Origin of the sequence: Nocardioides panacis, assembly GCF_019039255.1 — a bacterium.
Lineage (GTDB): Bacteria > Actinomycetota > Actinomycetes > Propionibacteriales > Nocardioidaceae > Nocardioides_B > Nocardioides_B panacis.
On sequence record NZ_CP077062.1, the window covers coordinates 1976080 to 1991077 of the forward strand.

The window sequence follows — 14998 nt, forward strand, 5'->3', positions numbered from 1 at the left end:
GGAGCGGCGGCCCGCTCAGAGCCAGTCGTTGCGCTTGAAGGTCACGTAGAGGAGACCCGAGAGGGCGACGATGAGGATCGACGACGTGGCGAAGCCCGACGCGTGGGCGAATCCTGGATACGGCAGGTTCTGGCCGTAGAAACCCGTGATCGCGGTCGGTACGGCGATGATCGCGGCCCAGCTCGTGACCTTCTTGGTGATGATGTTGAGACGGTTCCCCTGGATCGTCAGGTTCGTCTCGAGGATGGTGTTCACGAGGTCACGCAGGCTCTCGGTCCACTCGGTCGCGCGCAGCACGTGGTCGTAGACGTCCTGGTAGTAGGGCATCAGCTCATCGGGGACCAGCCCGGTGTCGCGACGCATCAGGGTGTTGACGACCTCCCTCATCGGCAGCACAACGCGGCGCAGCTGCACCAGGCTCTTGCGCAGCTCGAAGCTGCGGCGTTGGACGGCCTGGTCGTGGGGCCGGTCGTCGAACAGCAGGTCCTCGAGCTGCTCGATCTGGTCGTCGAGCGACTCGACCGCCTCGAAGTGCCCGTCGACCACGAAGTCCAGCAGCCCGTGCAGCAGCGCACCGACGCCGAGGCTGGTGAGGTCGACCTCGTCGTCCCACCGGGTCAGCAGCGCGTCGATGGAGAACGTCTCGTCGCGCCGTACCGTGACGAGGGCCGCCGGCGTGATGAACGCGGCGATCTCCCCCGTGACCAGCCGGCCGGTGACCACGTCGAGCTGCACCGAGTAGCCGCTGAAGAAGTCGTGTCCCGAGTAGCGGTCGAACTTGGGTCGCTGACGTCCCTGCGCGGCGTCCTCGACAGCGAGCCGGTGCAGACCCAGCTCGTCCGCCACCAGCTGCAGGTCCGCGAGGTCCGGCGCGCACAGATCCACCCACACGACGGCCGTCGGGTCCGTCAGGTGCTCAGCCACCTGGTCGATCGGGAAGTCCTCGTCCGTCAGGGCTCCCCCGCGGTAGCAGCGCGTGCGTGGCATGGGCCGACTATCCCTCACGTGGCCGGGAATCCGCGGGGACGCGGCACTGTCCGCGGCGGACGCGCCGGACGGCTGCGCACAAAGCGGACGCGTACAGTCTTCCCCCATGTCGCCCGCTCCCCCCGCAGACCGCACCAGGCACCGGCGCTCCGAGCAGACGTCGGATCGTCCGGGGAACGGTCGGGACCCTCCTGGTGGCCGTGGTGCTGTTCGCCCTGGTGGGCGCGGCGCCTGTGCGCGACGCCGAGGCGGCCGGGCAGCGGGGGCGTCCCACGCCCCACGTGGTCCTGGCCCTCGGCGACTCGGTTCCGGCAGGGACGGCCTGCGGCTGCCGCGCGTTCCCCCGGGAGTACGGCGCCCTGCTGGGCCGGCACACGGGTGCGTCCGTGACCGTCGACAACGCGGCGGTCAGCGGACTGGGCACCAACGGCCTGCTCGCTCAGCTCCGGCAACCTCGCGTCGTCGCCGCCGCCCGCCGGACCGACGTGTTCCTGCTGACGATCGGAGCGAACGACTTCGGTGCTCAGCACGACCGCGTCGTCCACGGTGCCTGCGCCGTGAACACGGCGTCCGACTGCGTCCGCGACCGGCTCGCCTCCATGCGAGCACACCTGGCCACGATCCTGGCCCAGATCCGCACTCTCCGCGCAGGACACCCCACCACCGTGCTGGTCACCGGGTACTGGAACGTCTTCGAGGACGGCACGGTCGCCCAGCACGCCGCCGGTGCCGCTGGGCTGCGGGCCTCGATCGGGCTGACCCGCCGCGTCAACCGCACGATCAGCTCGGTCTCGCGTTCGGCCGGCGCTCGCTACGTGGACATCTTCGCGCCGTTCCAGCGCCACGGCGTCGACATCGACTCGCTGCTCGCCCCCGACGGGGACCACCCGGATGCCGCCGGGCACCGGCTGATCGCCGCGGAGCTGCTGCGCGCGGGTCTCCCGCGGCTGCGCTGACCGCATCACGGTCCCGGCTGGGCGGGCCAGCCGGCGGCGCTCCAGACCAGGGCGGGCGCGAGGTACGAGGCGTAGTTGCGGTAGTTGTGCCCTCCCCGCGGGAACGAGATATGGGCGACGGCAGGGTCACCCGCGGTGGTCCGGATCATCCTCGCCGTCGACCTCCACGTGTCCCGGTCCTGACGCCCGGACACCACCAGCAGCCGCGCCCCGCGCAACCCCCGTGGTGCAGGTAGAGCCATTCGGGCGAGTTGTGCAGCGCCAGGCGCTTCCTGCCACCGAACAGGCTGCCCGTCGTCCCGTCCTGCAGGGGCTGGTAGTAGCCACCGAGGCTGACCGCCGACCCGAAGACGTCCGGGTGCGACAGCACCAGCTTGGCCGAGCAGAAGCCCCCCCCGTGCTCCAGCCCATCGTCGTCCAGGCCGGTCCGGGACCCGCGACGCGGAAGTGCTGCTGGATGAACCTGGGCACTTCATTGGCCAGCCAGGTCTCGGCGCGTGGTCCTCCTGGGACGTTCGTGCACTCGGTGTCCCGCGGCGGGCTGATCATCAGGGTCGGGAACACGCCGACGAACGGCTGGGTGCGGTGGGTGTCGATCAGTCGCATCGCCGTACTGGCGAACTTGAAGCGGGCGAAGGCCGTCTGCGGGGTGCTGGGCTGCCCGGTCAGGAACGTCACGACCGGGAAGCGCTGGTTCCGGTAGGCGGCGAGGTCGTACTGGGGCGGAAGCCAGACGAGGACCTGGTGCTGGCTGCCGGTGTCGTGGGAGGGCACCGTCATCACCCGTAGGTGCCCCTGCCCGTGCCTCACCAGGCCCCCGGTCTCGATGGGGGACTTCTGGCTGACGTGTCCGGTCAGGTCCGCCCAGCTGGTGTAGAAGAGGTAGTCGTCGTTGACCTTCAGCGCGAGGGCGGCCATCGCGAAGAACTGTCCGCAGAGCACCAGGGCCACGGCAGGGAGCACGCGTCTGGCCAGCGGCCTGTCCCGCGGCGCCGGGTTGGCCCCCCACACCAGCCACGCGATGCCGAGCAGGGGGAAGGCACGCCGCCGCGACGCAGGCGACGAGGAGAGTGCTGCTCGTCAGACCGAGCACCGTCATCCGCCTCCTCCTCCTGGAGTGCCGGCATCCCCCCTGTGTCGACCGTCTCCCCTGTCGACGCCCGTGGTCAACGGTGCGCTCCGAACGTCCCGGGATCCAGCGAGCCCGAGGCGAACGGCGCACCTGGTCAGGTGGTTGGCAGGCTTCCCGAGCAGCTCACGGGTGGAACCCGTGGACGTTGGAGCCGAGCCACCGCAAGGCGCTCGGCAGCAGGGCTGTCCAGACCGAGTCCCGGTGGCCGGCGTTCTGCAGGACCACGGCGTGCACGGCGGTCGGGGCCCGGGTGACGTGCAGGAACCTCGCGCTGGACGTGTAGGACAGCGGGTCGGCGTGCGAGGTCTCCACCCACAGCGACACCGGTGGTCGTCGGTGGGCCGCGACGCGCGGCAGGTCGTAGTACCTGCCCAGCGGGCTCGTGCTGGTGAACGGCTCGTAGAAGGGGCCGAACTCGGGTCTGAAGTATCCCCCCAGCACGATGCCGGCGCCGTACTGCGCCGGGTGCAGGACCGTCGCCATGGCCGCGACGAAGCCGCCCGCCGAGTACCCGATCGTGGCCCACGAGGCGCGGTTCGCGACCACCCGGAAGTGCTGGCCGACCCAGTCCGGGACGTCTCGCGTCAGCCAGGTCTCGACCTGGGGCTGGCCCGGGCCCCCGTTCACCCCCTCGGTGTCGAGGCCGCGGGGGGATCTCGACCTGCGGCATCACCACCAGGGTCGGGTGCAGCTGGTGAGCCCGCACCCGCGCCTCGACCGCCTGGCCGAGGTGGAAGATCCGCACCCAGTTCAACGGCTCGCTCGGGTAGCCGTGGAAGGCCTCGAGCACCGGGTAGCGCCGGGTCGAGGCCGCGGCGGAGGTGTAGCCGACAGGCAGCTGCACGAGGACCTTCCCGGTCAGACCACTGGCCGCCCCGTGCACCGTGTAGCCGAGCAGCCCGCCGGGTCCCACCCGTCGTCCCAGTGCCGGCACGTGCGCCGCCGCTGCGGCCGAGTGTCCCCGCACCACGATGTTCGGCGCCTGCTTCTCCGCGCCGCCGCGGTGCAGCGAGGTCTGGACCTGGTGCCCGGTGATCGCTCCGCGCAGGTCGCCCCACCCCGCGAAGAACAGGTACGCCGCGTTGAGCTGGGTGGCCGCGGTCAGCAGCACGAGCACGTTGACCAGGACCAGGGCGACGACCCGCCCGGCGACGTGCCAGGGGGTGCCTGCCGTGAGCCGCGGCCAGACCACGACGACGCCGAGGAACGCCACAAGCGTCAGCCCGATGATCCCGTCGAGCAGGAACGGACCGGTGAGCGACATGGGCGACCTCCTGGATGCCCGGACTGCGGCGCGACGGCTGGGGTCACTGGCACTCCCATGACACCGCAGGACCCCTGCCATCAGCCTGAATACCGAGGCGCGACGTCTCCCGGGACGCGAGTCAGGCCGGGCCGCGTCCCTCCGGCATCGCGGTGCTCACCTCGCCGAACCTCGACAGGAGCACCGCAGCAGCCACCGCGACGGTGAACCCGGTCACGGCCGCAGGCCCCCATCCCGGTCGTGCATGGTCACCCAGCAGGGCCAGACCGACGAGCGCGGGCAGCACGGTCTCCCCCCACGACCAGCGGCGCCGTCGCCTGGACCACGCTGCCGCGCTGGAGCGCGGTCGCGTACGTCGCCAGGGCCAGCGGCGCGGCGACCAGCAGGGCGTACGTCGCCGGAGACCCCGCCCACACGTGCACGGGAGGGACCAGGTCGCCGGCGGCCGCCGACGAGAGCAGGGCACGGGCAGCCACGGCGACCACGCCGAAGGCCAGTCCCGCCACGCCGCCCAGCGCCCAGGCACCGCGTGGCCCGCTCAGCCTTCCCAGCGGGACCGCGAGCAGGGTGAGCGCCACCGCGGCTGCGAGGACGAGCCACTCCACACGAGTCCCCGGTGCACGCACCGAGTCCGCTGCCGCCGACAGGCTGACCAGGGCCAGTCCCAGGACCACCGCAGCCAGCGCGACCCCCTCGAGCACGCGGACGCGGGTGCCGAGGAAGACGGCTCCGACCACTGCGGTGACGGCGAGGAAGCTCGCCACGACGGCCTGGACGACGTACAGCGGCAGCGATCGCAGCGCGACCAGCGAGAGCACGAACCCCGCGCCGTCCAGCGCCAGTCCCAGGAGGTAGGGCCAGGCCTTGAGCAGCCTGAGCAGCAGGCGGGGGTCCAGGTGGCCGGCGCGGTCCGCGTCCGCGGCCGCGACGGCCTGGAGCACCGAACCGATCCCGTAGCAGAGCGACGCCCCCACCGCGCACCCCAGTCCCACGAGCATTGGTCGACCGTACCGAGCCGGCTGGACCACCTCGGGTCGCGGTCCGGCACAGTCAGGTGGGTGTCACGTGTCAGGGCGCATGCTGGGGCCGTCACTCCTCGACCAGACCACCCTGCCGAAGGAGAGCCGATGGACGGGCGCCGCGAGCGGACCGCAGCGTGGCGGGAGGCGGGCGTCCCCACCGAGCGGCCCGGTCGGGTCGCCAACCCCTCCGCGGCACCGCGGGGCCGACACCCTTCTGGGGCCGCCGCGTGCCTCGCAGCACGGGGAGCCCGCCGCTCCGACTCGCTGTCGTGGTTCGCGCTCCGGCACGACCGTACCGTGATCTTCTCGCCCAGCCGCAAGGCCGCGGTCAGCCACCGCATCGTCGGCGGCGTCTCGCTGGCCGCGGGGGATCCCGTGGGGGACCCGGAGGCCTGGCCCGGCGCGATCTCCGCGTGGGTGGAGGAAGCGGAGGCGCACGGCTGGCTGCCCGGGGTCCTCGGCACCAGCGAGCAGGGAGCCCAGGCCCACCACCGCGCCGGCCTCGACGCGCTGGAGCTCGGCGACGAGGCCATCCTCCGGACGGCCGACTTCACCACCGAGGGCCGTCGGATGCGTGTGGTCCGGCAGGCCGTCTCGCGGTGCCGTCGCGCCGGGCTGAGGACCACGTGCTGCCGGGTCCGCGACCTCGACGAAGCCACCCGCGCCACCGTCGTCCGCAGCGCCGAGGCGTGGCGCGACGGGGCGCTGGGCGTGGCTCGCGTCTCGCTCAACTTCGCCGTGTTCCGCAGCGTCTTCACCCGCGGTGAGCGCCTCGGCGCGGGTCCCGTGCTGCGCCTCTGGCGCTTCGTGCTGCCAGAAGCGCGAGCCCTCCAGGACCGTGCGCCGGTCAGGTGACCGTGCCCTCCGTGCGGTGGGCGGGTTCGTCGGTTCCGCACCCCTGACGTTCACCTGTACGACGGTGCTGCTCGCCACGACCACGGCGCTCCGGTGGGCGCCGCCACCCGTGCAGAGCCGGCTGTTGACCGCCTCGAGCACCGACGTCGCGCATCTGGGCGAGGACCCCCTCACGGTGCTCGTGCTCTCGGCCGTGTGGCTCCCCGGACGCTCCTGGCTGCCCTACGCCGTGGTGCTGCTCATGGTCGTGGCCCCGCTCGAACGACGGATCGGCACCCTCCGTACGGCCGCCGTGTTCTGGTCCGCGCACGTCCTGGCCACGCTGCTGACCGAGCTCCCGACAGCGGCTGCGATCTCCCTCGGCTGGATGCCGCCGGCAGCGGCGCACCGGCTGGATGTCGGCGCGTCGTACGGGACCCTGGCCCTGGCGGCCGCGTTCGTGGGAAGCCTGCCGCTCCTCCGAGGGCTGGCGGTGCTCGCCCTGGCGGCGGTGCTCGTCGCAGGAGTCCCGGACCAGGCGCCGGACCTGACGATGTACGGGCACGCGCTGTCCCTGCTCATCGGCGTCTGCTGGTGGCCGGCGCTCCACGATCGTTGGGCGTGGCGCCGACGACTCCCCCCGGACCGGCGTGCCGCCGGTCGCCGCTCACGCCGTGGGCAGCCGGACCTGGACGACCGTGGGATCCCGGTAGGAGACGACCTGGACCGAGCCCCCGAGGCCGGCGGCGACCCGCCGTGACAGCGGCAGTCCGAGACCCGCCCCGCGTGTCGTGGGATCCCCCACCCCGGCGAGGAACACGTCGTCCTCGAACGTCGAGTCGATGCCCGGCCCGTCGTCGCAGACCTGGACCAGCACGTCGCCCCCCGACCGCCGGACCTCGATCCGCACCGCGGACGTGGCGTAGCGCACGGCGTTGTCCAGGACCGGCGCGAGGACACGCTCCACGAGCTCGGCGTCACCGTGGATCCGGAGGGACCCGGCCTCGGGCCGGGGGACGTAGCTGACGGTGACGGGCGCGGCCGCTCCGTTCGCCCCGGCCAGGGGCTCCACGAGTCCGGAGAGGACGGCGCCGAGGTCGGCGGTCCGGGCAGCCCCGTGCTGGTGCCGGGCCAGCGCCAGGAGGGTCGTGATGGTGCGGTCCAGCCGGTCGACCTGTGCCATGACCCGGTGCAGACGGTCCCTCGTGGCGTCGTCGACGTCGCTGAGGGTGCCGAGCTCGGCCTCCGCCCGGATCGTCGTCAACGGAGTGCGCAGCTCGTGCGCCAGCTCCGCGGTCAGCTGCTGCTCGTTGCGCAGTGCCTCGGCGACCCTGTCGAGCAGCGCGTCGAGGGTGTTGCCGAGCTGCGAGAACTCGTCGGTGCCGGCACCGAGCCGGAACCGGGAGTCGAGGTCCTGGTCGTTCCACTCGGCGGCCAGCTCGGTCATGCGCTGGACCGGCCTCAGCGTCCGGCGCACGGTCCAGGCGGTGATCGTGGCCGTCACGCCCGACACCAGGACCCCCAGGACGACCAGGCCTCCGACCAGGACCGTCTGGGTGTCCTCGTACGGCCTCGTCGACTGCTCGGCGACCGCCACCCCGGACGCTCGCCGTTCACCCCGCAGGCGGATGGGCTCGGCGACGTACACCCGGTCGCGGAGCTCGACCCTGGTCGTCCGGGTCACCCCGGACAAGCTCTCCACGGTGGACTGGACGCGGCTGCCGGCCCGCGGACCGCTCACCTGGGTGCCGTCGGAGTCGAAGACCCACACCGAGTCGATGACCTCGTTGGCCGCCGTGCCGGTCACCCGGAGGCCGCCGTCGCCCGTGCGCGTGGTGGCTGCCTTGGTGGCCGCGATGCGGTCCCTCAAGGAGGCGTCGACCCGGCCCTGGGTGACACGGGTGACGACGAGGATCACCGCCAGGATCATCGCGGCCATCGCGGCCACCGTGACCAGCGCGGTGATCCACACGATGCGGGTGCGGATGCTCGAGCCGCGGACCGGGCGCTGGTCGGTCTCCCCCCGGTGTGCGGCTCCTCATTGCAGCACGAAACCGACACCGCGCACGGTGTCGACGTGGACGGGCGACTCGACCGCCGCGAGCTTGGCCCGGACGCGCCGCACGTAGGAGTCGAGGGTGTTCTCCGAGACCATGGCACCGTCCGGCCACCCCGCCGCCACGACCGCGCGGCGGCGGACGACCACTCCCGGCTGGGCAGCGAGAGCGGCGAGGATCCGGAACTCCGTGGGCGTGAGCTTCGCCTCGAGGCCGGCGGTGCGCACCGAGAACCTCTCCGGGTCCAGCCGCATGCCGTCGACGGGCCGGGGTTCGGGCCGGGTGCGCCTGAGCAGGGCGTCGAGGCGCACGCGCACCTCGCCGACCGAGAACGGCTTGCCGACGTAGTCGTCCCCGCCGGCGTTGAACCCGCTGATGCGGTCGTGCACCCGGTCGAGCGCGGTGAGGAAGAGCACGGGGGCGTGCTGGCCCCCGGCCCGCAGCGCCGCGCACACGTCCCGGCCGTCGGCATCCGGCAGACCGATGTCGATCACCAGGGCGTCCACGCTGCCCGGTGCGGAGAACGACTCCAGCGCCTCGTGCCCGGTGCGCGCCGTCACCACCTGGTGGTCCACGGCGGTCAGCATCTCCACGAGCACGCGCTTGACGGCGGCGTCGTCCTCACAGATCCCGATCCGGGCCATGGGTAGATCGTGCCTCGCCGCCCAACGATTGTCGTGCACCTGCCACCCCGCACCGCCCCGGCTGCTCGCGCCGGCGTCGCACAACCTGCCGCTCACCTGACCGTGGAGCGTGGTCAGCGCGGTTTCGCTCGACGCCCTTCCGCCGCCCGCGCACGATGGCAGGAGCGGCTGTCGCCGCCGCGTCGAGAGGAACGAGCTGGTCGCGATGCAGGTGCTGCTGGTCGAGGATGAACCCTTCCTGGCCGACACCCTCGAGCGTGGACTCTCGGACCACGGCTACTCCGTGGACGTCGCGCGCACGGGTGACCAGGGCCTCGCGTTGGCACTCGGGCGTCCGTACCGAGGCATCCTGCTCGACGTCATGTTGCCCGGCATGCGCGGGGACGAGGTCCTGCACGAGCTGCGGGCCCGGGAGATCCGGACCCCGGTCATCCTGCTCACCGCCGAGGACGGGGAGTACGACCGGGCGCGGGCCCTCCACGAGGGGGCGGACGACTTCTTGGCGAAGCCGTTCAGCTTCGTGGCGCTGCTCGACCGGCTCGGGGTCCTGACCGCGGGTGGGGGCGACATCCAGAAAAGCCGCCGCAAAGGTGACACACCGATTATGGAAAACAAGCGGAATTCTCAGGCTTCTGGTGAATCGCGGGATTCGCCTTGACAGCCCACAGAGGGCGATGTTGAGGTCTTAACGATCGTGGAGGTGGGATCACCGCTCCGAAGGGACACACGAGGCAAGCGAGGGTCGTCGGGGCGAGTTCGTGAGGATCGGGCCCAACGGAACGCAGGGGCGAAACGGTGCCTTAATCTCTTTCAGTGAGGTTTCCGAATGCTGACATCTTCTTGGATCAGCTGGGTGCCGATCGGAATCGTCGGCCTCACGTCGTGGCTCGTGTGGCTGACTCGTCGCAGCCTCTCTCATCGGTACCGGCCCACCGTGAACGACCACCGGGAGACGGTCTCCGTCGTGGTGCCGGTCTACCGCGAGGACCCCGACGTGCTCGAACGGTGCCTGCGGACGTGGGTCTCGCAGCAGCCCTTCGAAGTGATCCTGGTCGTCGACGATCGCGACGACCAGGTTCTCGAGCGCCTGCGGGCTCTTGATCTCGCCGGTGTCTGTGTCCTTCCCTGGAGACATACCGGAAAGCGAGGAGCACTCGGGGCGGGAATTCGTGCGGCGCGCGGCGACATCGTCGTCCTCGCCGATTCCGACACGTCCTGGAGACCCGGTTTGCTGAACGCCGTACAAATGCCTTTCTCGGACCCTCGGGTAGGTGGCGTCGGAACTCGTCAATATGTGTACGCCCGCGAAAGCAACCTCGTGCGCCGGATAGCGCACTGGCTCTTGAACACCCGTTATCTCGACTACGTTCCGGCCCTGTCGCGGACCGGCTCGGTCCCGTGCCTCTCCGGGCGCACAGCCGCTTATCGGAGGGACATCATCCGGCCCCGCCTTGCCTGGCTGGAGCGCGAGGTATTCCTTGGTCGGGAATGTGTTTCCGGCGACGACGGTCGGCTCACCTGGTTGGTGCTCGCGGCCGGCTACCGCGCTGTCCACCAGGACTCCGCACGAGCGGACTCGATGTTCCCCGACTCCGTGAGGGCCTTCGTCAGGCAGCGGGTGCGCTGGAGCCGGAACTCCTACCGGTGCTATCTGACCGCCATCGGGCACGGGTGGCTGTGGCGCCAACCTCTCCTCACCCAGGTCACCGTGCTGCAGATCCTGCTGACTCCGTTCACGATGGCGTCAGCAGTCTGGTACGGAGCGCAGTGGATGCGCCGCGGAGGGGCTGTCGGGATAGCTCTCGTGCTGGCGTGGGCCTGCCTGGCGCGAGCGGTTCGCGGCCTCTCTCACCTTCGGGAGCACCCGGCCGACCTGTGGATCGCCCCGGTGATGGTCGCCGTCGTCCTGTTCATCGCCCTTCCCGTCAAGACCTGGGCGTTCCTCTCTATGAACCGTCAGGGCTGGCTCACCCGCACGGACGCGCGACGCGTCCAGGGTCAGGCAGAGATCGTGGGCCGCGGCCAGGTCGACGCCCCGTTCCGTCCGCCCGCTCTCGCGGAGGGCCGGCATGGCGACGACTGAGGAGACCAAGGAGATCACTCCGCTGGGGCTCGGCGACTTCGCGCGCGGCCTCGGACTCCTCCTGGTCGTCCCCTCGCTCGTCCTGGGTCTGGTCATCGCGGCCCACGCCGCCCAGGCCTCCGCACCCCTCCGACCAGGTGCCCCGCCGTGGATGGTCGACGCGGACACCACGCCGCAGCGGCTGGCCATCCAACAGGCTGCCCTCGACACGATGGTCAGGGCGGCGAGGCGCGAGAGCCGGGCAGCGCACAGCACGGTCGTCACCGTCGCTCACCGGGCGGTCCTCGTCCTCACGCCGCGGCCCCACCCGTACGGCGTCCGAGCGCTCCGGCGGGTCCCCCGGGCTGCCACGATGCTGAGCGGCCACAGACTGCTCGTGCGTGTCCCGATCGTGGTGGCCCGTGGAGCACGACTCGTCCTCGGTTCCTGGCACGTCCGGCAGCTGCTCCTGGAGAGCTCGTCCCTGGGAGGTGCCAGCATCATGGGCATGCGCGGCACGATCCGCCTGACGGGCACCGCCCAGCAGCCGCTGCGGATCACGTCGGTCCAACCCGGGACCCACGTCCCGGACACCACCATCGACGACGGCAGGCCCTTCCTCCTGGAGCGGAGCGGCTCGATGAGGCTGCGCTACGTGCACGCCGACGACCTGGGCTTCGGCGAGGGGACCAGCTCGGGGGTCGCCTGGGTCGGAAGGGCCGGTGCACCCGCCCTCGGCGTGGTCACGCACTCGACCTTCACCCATGACCGCTTCGGGGCCTACACCTATCGCGCTCGGCACATGACGTGGGCCTACGACACGTTCGACGACAACCAGGCCTATGGCTTCGACCCCCACGACTTCAGTGACGATTTCGTGGTGCACGACGATCTCGCCATGCGCAACGGACGGCACGGGATCATCTTCTCCCGCGGCTGCGAGGGCAACGTCATCGAGCGCAACACGGCCGCGTTCAACCGCGGCCACGGCTTCATGATCGACGACGGCCGCAGCGGCGTCACCTCGGGACCGCGCCGCATGGTGGGGTCGTCGCACAACCTGCTCAGCCAGAACCGTGCTGTCGGCAACGGACATTCGGGCTTCGAGGTCGAAGGTGGCCAGGGCAACGAGGTCCGGCTCAACCAGTCGGTTGCGAACTACACCGGTATCCGGTTCCGCTCCCAGGCGTCCGGGGACATCGAGTCGAACGACATCCGTCGGAGCCGTCTCTACGGTGTCGACATCGAGGCGAGCGCCGGCCGGGTCCGGGTCCGCAACAACCTGGGTACCGGCTCCTGGTCCGACTTCACCGCGGACCGGACCGTGCGAGCGGTCGCCAACCACTTCGACGTCGTCCAGGCGAGGAGCTCCGCACACGGCCGGCGCGAGCTCACCGGGCTCCTCACACGGTCGGCCGCCTTCCTGGAGTTCCGCCCCGGCGCGACCATCTGGCTGGTCGTGCTCCTGGTGCCGCTGGGTGCCGTGGCTGTGAAGCTGCCCCGCTCGTGCCGAGCCAGCGGCGACGACGCTAGATCTCTGCCTCGGGGTCGGGAGGACCCATGAAGACACGGGAGCGACGGGCCGTCCGGCCGGGCGTCTTCACGGTCGCGTGCCTGCTCGCGCTCTCGGTGGTCTCGGGCTGCAACGGATCGTCGAGCGACCGCGCCGGCGGCGGACCCTACCGCGGTCCCTCGGCCTGCGGACGATCGACGCGGGTGGTCAGGGTCTCCGACAGCTCGGAGCTCCGCAGGGCGCTCGATGACGCGCACCCCGGGGACGTCATCTGGTTGGGCTCGGCGGCGTACAAGGGCGCCTTCACCGCAACCCGCTCCGGGACGAGACGCAGCCACATCACCTTGTGCGGTACGTCGAGCGCCGTGCTCGACAGCGGAAGCGTCAACCATCACTACACCCTCCACCTCGACGGAGCCGACTACACCGACGTGCGCGGACTGACGATCGAGCGGGGCCTCAAGGGCATCATGGCCGACGGGTGGAGCCACGGCACGATCGACCACGTCACCGTGCGTGACATCGGGGAGGAGGGCATCCACCTGCGGCGATCGTCATCGAACGACACGATCAGCAACTGCCGGATCAGCGACACCGGGAGCGCCGACCTGCACGATGCACATCACAGCGGCGAGGGCATCTACATCGGTTCGTCGTACAACAACTGGGATCGCTACACCGGCGGCCACCCCGACAGCTCCGACAACGTGCGGATCACGCACAACACCTTCTCCCGGACGGCGGCGGAGAACGTGGACGTGAAGGAGGGAACCGTCGGAGGCCTGATCAGCCGCAACACGTTCGACGGCTCAGGGATGGATCCGAAGGCAGCCGACTCCTGGGTCGACATCAAGGGCAACCACTACACGGTCAGCAGGAACCGCGGATTCTCGGCGCCGGTCGACGGCTTCCAGACCCATGTGCAGCTCCCCGGCTGGGGGGTGGGCAACGTCTTCACCGCCAACGTCGTGCACGTCGACGCGGGCGGCTACGGGTTCGACATCGACAAGGCGGGGGCCGCCAACGTCGTGCGCTGCAACAACGTCGTCACCTCGGCGGCCAGCGGACGCTCGGACGTGCGCTGCCGCTAGCTCCCCGAGGTGCACCGAACGGTCGGCGCCGGCTAGGCCCCCGGAGCGGCCCGCTCGGTCGTACGCACGGACTCGCCCGCCGTCGTCGGACGGGAGCGAGCGGGCCGTGCGGCCTCCTCGACGGGGAGGGAGCCGGGCAGCGTCAGCGTGACGGTGGACCTGCCGGTGATGGCGGCGGTCCCGTGGTGGGCCTCGGCGACGGCCTGGACCAGGCTGAGGCCGAGGCCCGTGCCTCCGGTCGTGCGACTCGTCTCGGCGCGGGAGAACCGGTCGAAGGCCTTGCCGACGAACTGTGCCGGGAAGCCGGCGCCCTCGTCGGTGACGGACAGTCGGGTGCGTCGGTCGGTGTGGTCCGCGGCCATGGTGATGTCGCCGGCGCCGTACCGCAGCGCGTTCGAGACGAGGTTCCCGAGCGCGAGGTCGAGCCAGTGCGGGTGTCCCTCGATGGTGACCCCGGTCGGTGGCGGCGTGTGGATGCGCCGACCGGTGGCTGCAGCCTCTGGTCGGTAGCGGGCGCTGACCTCGGCGAGGAGCCCGTCGACGTCGACCGGTTCGAGGGTCGCGGTGCCCGAGGCCCGCAGCTCCTCCAGGTCGAGGAGCGCGTTGGACAAGGTGATGAGGCGTTCGACCTGGCCGCGCAGCGACTCGAACGTGGTCCTGGTCTCGGTCTCGCTGCGCGGCCGGAGGGTGGCGACCTCCAGCTCGGTGCGCATGAGCGCGAGCGGTGAGCGCAGCTCGTGGGAGGCGTCGGCGAGGAACTGGCGCTCGCGTTCGTTCGCTTGGCCGATCCGGTCCAGGAGGGCGTTGAACGTGTGGCCGAGGCGGGTCACCTCGTCGTCCTTGCCGAGCTCCACGGGCAGCGTGGGTGCGCTGCCCGCCCCCTCGGCCGCGCGCCGATATCGCTCGACCGGGTTGAGGGCGGCCCGAGCGGTGCCGTAGCCGACGAGGGAGGCAGCGGCCAGGGTGGCGAGGTCGGCGATGGCGAGCTGGAGGAGGAGCTCGCGCAGCGCCTCGTCGTGCTTGCGCTTGCTGATGGCGGAGGCGACCACGACGGTCCCGCGTGCGGTCTCGACCCGGGCGGTGACGACGCGGTACGGATGGTCGGCGGGCGGGTAGAGGTGGCCGACGTCCTCGCTGGTCGGGGTCCCCGCGGCCGCCGCGGCGACGGTGGCCGGATCGACGAGCCGGGTGGCGTGGCTGTTCCCGCCGAGGACGTGACCGGTGCGGTCGTAGATCTGGTAGCTCTGGCCGGGGGTGTCGGCCGGCGGGGTGGTGCCGTGGGCCACGGCTCCTTCGACGACTTCCTGGTAGGCCTTGAGGTCCTGGTCCACCTGCCGGTTCAGGGCGTATCCCACGCGCCAGAACACGAAGCCGCCGGCCAGGACGAGGACGACCGTCATCGTGCCGGCGACGGCGAGGACGAGGCGGGTCACGAT

At 71.4% G+C, this 14998-nt stretch carries 15 protein-coding genes; 7 read left to right on the plus strand and 8 right to left on the minus strand.

Going from position 1 to position 14998, the window contains the following annotated elements; translation table 11 throughout:
* Positions 1–15: 15 nt before the first annotated feature.
* Positions 16–987, minus strand: a complete 972-nt coding sequence (locus tag KRR39_RS09635) for a magnesium transporter CorA family protein (protein WP_216941804.1) — start codon at positions 985–987, stop codon at positions 16–18.
* A gap of 200 nt (positions 988–1187) precedes the next feature.
* Here KRR39_RS09635 and KRR39_RS09640 point away from each other — a divergent pair, with 200 nt between their 5' ends.
* Positions 1188–1943, plus strand: a complete 756-nt coding sequence (locus tag KRR39_RS09640; RefSeq protein ID WP_216941805.1) for an SGNH/GDSL hydrolase family protein — start codon at positions 1188–1190, stop codon at positions 1941–1943.
* Between the two features lie 5 nt (positions 1944–1948).
* On the opposite strand, the gene KRR39_RS09645 is transcribed toward KRR39_RS09640, so the two are convergent.
* The 4 genes from KRR39_RS09645 to KRR39_RS09660 form a co-directional block, all read right to left on the minus strand.
* On the minus strand, positions 1949–2092 hold the full coding sequence (locus KRR39_RS09645; RefSeq protein WP_216941806.1) for a hypothetical protein: 144 nt from the start codon (positions 2090–2092) through the stop codon (positions 1949–1951).
* Positions 2070–2894, minus strand: a complete 825-nt coding sequence (locus KRR39_RS09650) for an alpha/beta hydrolase (protein WP_216941807.1) — start codon at positions 2892–2894, stop codon at positions 2070–2072. The genes KRR39_RS09645 and KRR39_RS09650 overlap by 23 nt, the downstream gene beginning before the upstream one ends.
* Before the next feature lie 304 nt (positions 2895–3198).
* The gene (locus KRR39_RS09655) at positions 3199–3702 is read right to left on the minus strand and encodes an alpha/beta hydrolase-fold protein (RefSeq protein ID WP_216941808.1); all 504 of its coding nucleotides are present in this window, start codon (positions 3700–3702) and stop codon (positions 3199–3201) included.
* Between the two features lie 885 nt (positions 3703–4587).
* The gene (locus KRR39_RS09660) at positions 4588–5337 is read right to left on the minus strand and encodes a hypothetical protein (RefSeq protein ID WP_216941809.1); all 750 of its coding nucleotides are present in this window, start codon (positions 5335–5337) and stop codon (positions 4588–4590) included.
* Between the two features lie 129 nt (positions 5338–5466).
* Here KRR39_RS09660 and KRR39_RS09665 point away from each other — a divergent pair, with 129 nt between their 5' ends.
* Entirely contained in the window at positions 5467–6216 is a 750-nt protein-coding gene (locus tag KRR39_RS09665) for a phosphatidylglycerol lysyltransferase domain-containing protein (RefSeq protein WP_216941810.1), read from the plus strand.
* Between the two features lie 16 nt (positions 6217–6232).
* Positions 6233–6955 (plus strand): rhomboid-like protein, encoded by a 723-nt coding sequence (locus KRR39_RS09670; protein WP_216941811.1) that lies wholly within the window; start codon positions 6233–6235, stop codon positions 6953–6955.
* Here KRR39_RS09670 and KRR39_RS09675 read toward each other — a convergent pair.
* Positions 6863–8167 (minus strand): HAMP domain-containing sensor histidine kinase, encoded by a 1305-nt coding sequence (locus KRR39_RS09675; RefSeq protein WP_216941812.1) that lies wholly within the window; start codon positions 8165–8167, stop codon positions 6863–6865. The genes KRR39_RS09670 and KRR39_RS09675 overlap by 93 nt on opposite strands.
* Positions 8168–8233: 66 nt before the next feature.
* Entirely contained in the window at positions 8234–8896 is a 663-nt protein-coding gene (locus KRR39_RS09680) for a response regulator transcription factor (RefSeq protein WP_216941813.1), read from the minus strand.
* Positions 8897–9101: 205 nt separating this feature from the next.
* On the opposite strand from KRR39_RS09680, the gene KRR39_RS09685 reads away from it, so the two are divergent.
* The 4 genes from KRR39_RS09685 (at position 9102) to KRR39_RS09700 (ending at position 13562) form a co-directional block, all read left to right on the plus strand.
* The gene (locus tag KRR39_RS09685; protein WP_216941814.1) at positions 9102–9554 is read left to right on the plus strand and encodes a response regulator; all 453 of its coding nucleotides are present in this window, start codon (positions 9102–9104) and stop codon (positions 9552–9554) included.
* A gap of 195 nt (positions 9555–9749) precedes the next feature.
* On the plus strand, positions 9750–10979 hold the full coding sequence (locus tag KRR39_RS09690; RefSeq protein WP_216941815.1) for a glycosyltransferase: 1230 nt from the start codon (positions 9750–9752) through the stop codon (positions 10977–10979).
* Positions 10966–12522, plus strand: coding sequence for a right-handed parallel beta-helix repeat-containing protein (locus KRR39_RS09695; protein WP_216941816.1), 1557 nt, complete (start codon positions 10966–10968; stop codon positions 12520–12522). The genes KRR39_RS09690 and KRR39_RS09695 overlap by 14 nt, the downstream gene beginning before the upstream one ends.
* A complete protein-coding gene (locus tag KRR39_RS09700; RefSeq protein WP_216941817.1) occupies positions 12519–13562 on the plus strand; it encodes a right-handed parallel beta-helix repeat-containing protein in 1044 nt (347 codons plus the stop codon). The genes KRR39_RS09695 and KRR39_RS09700 overlap by 4 nt, the downstream gene beginning before the upstream one ends.
* A gap of 32 nt (positions 13563–13594) precedes the next feature.
* Here the strand turns inward: KRR39_RS09700 and KRR39_RS09705 are convergent, their stop codons facing one another.
* The gene (locus KRR39_RS09705) at positions 13595–14995 is read right to left on the minus strand and encodes a sensor histidine kinase (RefSeq protein ID WP_216941818.1); all 1401 of its coding nucleotides are present in this window, start codon (positions 14993–14995) and stop codon (positions 13595–13597) included.
* Positions 14996–14998: the final 3 nt, after the last annotated feature.

Bases quoted from the DNA above. Each gene is read 5' to 3' on its own strand.
- KRR39_RS09635 (WP_216941804.1), bottom strand. From the start codon at position 987: ATGCCACGCACGCGCTGCTACCGCGGGGGAGCCCTGACGGACGAGGAC.
- KRR39_RS09645 (WP_216941806.1), bottom strand. From the start codon at position 2,092: ATGATCCGGACCACCGCGGGTGACCCTGCCGTCGCCCATATCTCGTTC.
- KRR39_RS09660 (WP_216941809.1), bottom strand. From the start codon at position 5,337: ATGCTCGTGGGACTGGGGTGCGCGGTGGGGGCGTCGCTCTGCTACGGG.
- KRR39_RS09665 (WP_216941810.1), top strand. From the start codon at position 5,467: ATGGACGGGCGCCGCGAGCGGACCGCAGCGTGGCGGGAGGCGGGCGTC.
- KRR39_RS09680 (WP_216941813.1), bottom strand. From the start codon at position 8,896: ATGGCCCGGATCGGGATCTGTGAGGACGACGCCGCCGTCAAGCGCGTG.
- KRR39_RS09685 (WP_216941814.1), top strand. From the start codon at position 9,102: ATGCAGGTGCTGCTGGTCGAGGATGAACCCTTCCTGGCCGACACCCTC.
- KRR39_RS09695 (WP_216941816.1), top strand. From the start codon at position 10,966: ATGGCGACGACTGAGGAGACCAAGGAGATCACTCCGCTGGGGCTCGGC.
- KRR39_RS09700 (WP_216941817.1), top strand. From the start codon at position 12,519: ATGAAGACACGGGAGCGACGGGCCGTCCGGCCGGGCGTCTTCACGGTC.